General features: G+C 71.8%; 4 protein-coding genes. All 4 read right to left on the reverse strand.

Translation table 11 applies throughout. The features are described from left to right. Positions 1 to 144: 144 nt before the first annotated feature. Positions 145 to 495, reverse strand: a complete 351-nt coding sequence (locus VGF12_RS06440) for a PRC-barrel domain-containing protein (RefSeq protein ID WP_331175212.1) — start codon at positions 493 to 495, stop codon at positions 145 to 147. 168 nt (positions 496 to 663) lie between these two features. Next, positions 664 to 1,299: a response regulator transcription factor gene (locus tag VGF12_RS06445; RefSeq protein WP_331175213.1), complete on the reverse strand. Its 636-nt coding sequence runs from the start codon at positions 1,297 to 1,299 to the stop codon at positions 664 to 666. Continuing rightward, complete coding sequence (locus VGF12_RS06450) at positions 1,274 to 3,715, reverse strand: PAS domain-containing protein (RefSeq protein WP_331175214.1); 2,442 nt, start codon at positions 3,713 to 3,715, stop codon at positions 1,274 to 1,276. Before VGF12_RS06450 ends, VGF12_RS06445 begins: the two co-directional genes overlap by 26 nt. Then, the coding region (locus tag VGF12_RS06455) for a methyl-accepting chemotaxis protein (RefSeq protein WP_331175215.1) at positions 3,712 to 4,735 on the reverse strand (1,024 nt) is incomplete at its 5' end. The genes VGF12_RS06455 and VGF12_RS06450, both read right to left, overlap by 4 nt.

The raw sequence follows: 4,735 nt of genomic DNA on the forward strand, positions 1-4,735 counted from the left end.
CGGCATCGCCGGACCGGGGGGGCGTGGTGGCGACGGGTTCGGGCGGGATGGGCGGGGTGCGTGTGGGGGCGGGCATGGCAGCCTCCTCGATCAAGCAAGAAGGGGCGGCCGCGCCGCCCCTTTCAATGTGCGGCATGAGCCGGCTTACATCCACCAGGTCGAGCCATAGTAGTCGTAGACCTTGCGGCCGTACTCGTCGTTGTAGGTGGGCGCCTCATCCATGGGATAGCGCGGCGCGCGCTCCAGCTGGGTCTTGTCGACGTTGACGACATAGCCGTCCTTGGAGGTGTCGTAGTGCAGCTGGTCCCAGGGCAGGGGGTAGCGGTCGGTCCCCATGCCGAGGAAGCCGCCGAACTCCAGCGCCGCGTAGCGGACCTGACCGGACTGCTTGTCGATGACGAGGTCGTCGATGGAACCGAGCTTGTCACCGTTGGGGCTGTAGACCTTGGTGCCTTCGACCTTGGACGAGGAAATGGTGGGGCTGATGCTGGCCATGATGGAACTCCAGAAGGTTGAACACGGGCACGGGGCGGCTGCCAGGCCGCCTCGCCAGGTGCTGGGCACCATGGGTTCAATATGCGTGTGCTCGCCTGCCGACACCGTCGGGCTGGGCGCCCAGGCGTTGTAGGAGCGGGCCGACCGCGAGTTGACGCGCCGCCCGTGTCAGTGGTCGTCGAGACTGATCAGTCCCTCGCGGATGGCCCATTTGACGAGGCCGGCGATGTCGTTCAGGCCCAGCTTCTTCATCAGCCGGCTGCGGTAGGTGTCCACGGACTTGGGGCTGAGGTGCAAGGCCTCGCCGATGGTGCTGCTGGTGGCGCCCTGGGCCACCATCAGCAGGATCTGGCGCTCGCGCGGCGACAGGGCCTCCTCGTCGGCGCCGCCATCGGTCAGCGCGAAGGCGGCGAACTCGGCTGCCTGCGGGCTCAGGAAGCGCCCGCCCGCAGCCACCGCCTCTACGGCCTGCAGCACCTCGGAGCTGGCCGAGCCCTTGAGCAGATAGCCACGGGCCCCCAGCCGCAGCGCCTCGGCGACGTGGCGCGGCTGGTCGGACATGGTCAGCACGATGACACGCAGCGGCATGCCGCGCTTGTGCAGTTCGGCCAGCAGCTCCAGGCCGGAGCGCTGGCCCAACCTCAGGTCCAGCAGCACGACGTCAGGCTGCAGCCGGCCGAGATCGGCCAGGGCCGGCGTGGGGCCGGCCGCCTCGCCGATCACCTCGTGGCCGGCGGCCTCCAGCACGACGCGCAGCCCGTCGCGCATGATGGCGTGATCATCGATCAGGTAGATGCGGCTCATCGTCGTGGAGGTCCTCCCAGGTCAACTCCACGATGGTGCCATGGCCCGGCGAGGCATCGAGGTGCAGCCGCGCGCCGATGGCCAGCGCTCGCTCGCGCATGCCGACGAGGCCGAGGTGACCAGGACGACCGGCGCGTGCCTCGGGCGCGAGACCCCGGCCGTCGTCGCTGACGCGCAGTCTCAGGTGGCACCCGTCGCCATCCAGGTACACGACGATGGTCCGGGCGTCGGCATGGCGCAGCGCGTTCAGCAGCGCCTCGCGGGCGATCATGAAGACGGCGTACTCGACGTCCGCCGGCCAGCGCTGCCCCTGGGACTGCTCGCTGGCCTGCAGTACCACGCGTGCCTCGTCATCCGTGCCATGGTGCTGCCGGATCTCGTTGTCGATGGCGGCGACGAGCCCGAGCTCGTCCAGCAGTGGCGGGCGCAGCTCGGCCAATACGCCGCGCACCTGGCGGTTGGCCAACGCGACGAGGGCGGCGATGCGCTCGTCCATGCGGGCGCGCTGCTCGGCGGCTGCGCCGCGCCAGGCCTCCCAGTGCAGGCGCAATGCGGCCAGCGTCTGACCCAGCTCGTCGTGCAGGGCCTGGGCGAGCTGGCGACTGGTCTGCTTCTCCTGCTCCAGCAGGCGGCGGTTGAGCTGGGTGAGTTCGTCGCGCGCCGTCTCGATCACCTGCGCCTGGGCGACGCGCTCGCTGAAGTCGCGCAGGATGAGGCCGAATTGCGTCGCGTCCTGCGCCGTGCCGAGGCGGTAGATCGAGCCCTCGAAGCAACGTTCCCGGCCGCCCGCGCGGGCCCGCAACGCCAGCTCGCAGCTGCCCTTGAGACGGGCGCAGCGCAGCCCGGCAGCCGCCTCGGCGCCGGGCAGCAGCGCGTCCAGGGTGCGCCCCAGAGCTTGTTGCGGTGCGTGGCCGGTCAGGGCCTCGGCGCCGCGGCTCCACTCCAGCACGCGACCGTCCGCGTCCAGCGTCGCGAGCAGGGTGTCCAGGGCCGCATCGGCCAGGGCGCGCAGCCGGTCGGCCATGGCGTCAGCGCGTGCGCGAGCACTGTGTTCGGGACGGATGTCATGCACAAGAGACAGGGCTCCGACCCGGCGGCCCTGGGCGTCGAACATGGGCACGAGGTGGCATTGAACGGCGGCGGTCGCGCCGGTCGGCGTGAGCGCCTCCAGCCGCTGCACGAACTCGCCCGGCTCATCGCCGAGCTGCCGGTGAAGCTGCACCAGCGCTTCGCGCCCGGCCGAACCGACAAGGGCTTCGCCGACGAGGCCGCCACGCGTGGTCTCGGTCGTCCAGCCCAGCAGCCGTGTGTAGGCCGGGTTGACGTACTCGCAACGGTAGTGCCGGTCGGCCAGCGCGATGGCGACGGGCAGGTGATCAATGGCGCGGCGCAGGTTGCCGGCGTCCCGCGCCAGCCAGCCCAGCAGGCGCTCGGTCGCTGTGGGCTGGACCCGTTCCGCGACCAGGGCCTGGACGCGGGTGGCGAGGCTGGCTTGGTCGCCATCGTGGCCGTCCAGCATGGCACCAAAGACCGGGTCCCAGGGCATCAGCAGGCGGCGCGAGACCCAAGCACCGGCGCCGGCCAGCAGCAGGGCCGCGCCGCTGCCGATCACCACCATGGACACGCTCAGCGCGCGCAGCGGCGCCCGTGCGGCCTCCACGCTTTGCAGCACGACGGCTTCCCAGGGCGGCAGCGCCGCGTCGTGTGACAGGTCCTGGAGCGCGGAGCGCGCCAGCAGCCAGCGCTGCCCGTCCCGGTCCCGCCAGACGCGCGCCGGGCCGGCGTCGTCCGGCAAGCCTCCGGGCAGTGCCAGGCCGGCGACGACGCCGCGCGATTCGGTCAACACCAGACCCTTCAGGCCGGCCTCGAGGGCCTGCTCGGGCGGGCCGAGGCTCAGCGCCAGTTGCTCGCGCACCCACTGCAGGCCAAGGTGGGCGGTGACGATGCCGACGGTGTCGCCGGCCCCGTCGAGCACCGGCTCGCCGAGGGTGATGAACTCGCCAGTGCCGTCCGGGGCGCGGGCCAGCAGCGGCGCGATGCTCACGGAGCGTCCCTCCAGTTCGCCGCCGCTGCCGGTCCGCACTCGGCCGTCCGGGCTGGCGAAGCCGGCCCAGACGAAGCGCGACGAGCGCTCCACGACATGTGTCAGCTCGGCCCGCACCTGCTGCGGCGACACACCGGGCTGCATCAGCGGTGACCGCGCCAGCTGCCGCACCTGCATGACCGCGTCTTGCAGCGACATCTGCAGCTGCAGTGCCAGCAGGTCGGCGCGTTGCTGCTGGCTCGCCAGCGCGCGCCGCGTCAGTTCCTCACTGAGCAGGCGGTGGCCGCAGGCCAGCATGACCACCGTCAGCGTCGCCACTGCGAGCGCGGGCAGCAGCGCGAACCGCCAGGCCAGCCGCGCGGAGGGGGTCATGCCGTCACGGCGGCGCCACTGTTCAACCTGAACACCCGCACGGACTGCGTCACCAGCTCGGCGCGGTGGGCCAGCGACATGGCCGACGCCGACAGTTGCTCGACCAGGGCCGAGTTCTGCTGCGTGAAGCCGTCAATGCTGGAGACGTTACCGTTGAGTTCGCTGATGCCGCCACTTTGCTGCTGCACGGCGACGCTGATGCGGCCGATGAGCTCGTTCATGCGGTCCACAGCGGTCTCGGCCTCCTTGGCGGAGCGGCCGGTGTCGGCCACGATGCGGGCGCCTTCCTCGACGCGGGTGCGTGAGTCCTCGGCCAGCTTCTTGATCTCCTGCGCGGCCTCGCGGGTGCGCCCCGCCAGCACGCGCACCTCGGACGCCACCACCGCGAAGCCGCGGCCCGTCTCGCCCGCCCGTGCCGCCTCGACGGCCGCGTTGAGGGCCAGGATGTTGGTCTGAAAGGAGATGCCATCGATGACGGCGACGATCTCGTTGATGCGCGTCGTCGCCTCGCGCACCGCGTCCATGCGTTGGCTGGCAGCCACGCTGGTGCTGCCCGTGTGCCGTGCGGCGGCGGCCGTGTCGCGGGCCAGGTCGCTGGCCTGCGAGGCGCCATCGGCCGTGTGCTTGACGGTGGCAGCCACCTCTTCCAGCGCGGTGGCGGCCTGCTGCAGGCTGCCGGCTTGCTGTTCGGTGCGTCGGCCCAGATCCTCGCCGCCCGCGGCGATCTCGGAGCAGGCCAGGTTGACGCCGTCCACCTCTCGACGCACGTCTCCGATGACGGCCTGCAGGTTGACCTTGAGCTGGGCCAGCGCGCGCAGCAGCCTGCCCTGTGAGCCACCGTTGCGGGGCTGCAGGTTCTGCGTCAGGTCGCCCGAGGCCAGGCGCTCGGCGGCCAGCGTGGCTTCAATGAGCGCGCGGTCGTTGCGCGTGCGCAGCCAGGCCAGCAGTGGCAGCATGGTGAGCGCGGCGCCGCCGAGGGCGGCGACGTCTGGGCGCAGGCCCAGCGCGCTCACGGCCGCC

It is taken from the genome of Roseateles sp. (genome assembly GCF_036404855.1).
Taxonomy (GTDB): domain Bacteria; phylum Pseudomonadota; class Gammaproteobacteria; order Burkholderiales; family Burkholderiaceae_C; genus Pelomonas.

Bases quoted from the DNA above. Each gene is read 5' to 3' on its own strand.
- VGF12_RS06440 (WP_331175212.1), bottom strand. From the start codon at position 495: ATGGCCAGCATCAGCCCCACCATTTCCTCGTCCAAGGTCGAAGGCACC.
- VGF12_RS06445 (WP_331175213.1), bottom strand. From the start codon at position 1,299: ATGAGCCGCATCTACCTGATCGATGATCACGCCATCATGCGCGACGGG.
- VGF12_RS06450 (WP_331175214.1), bottom strand. From the start codon at position 3,715: ATGACCCCCTCCGCGCGGCTGGCCTGGCGGTTCGCGCTGCTGCCCGCG.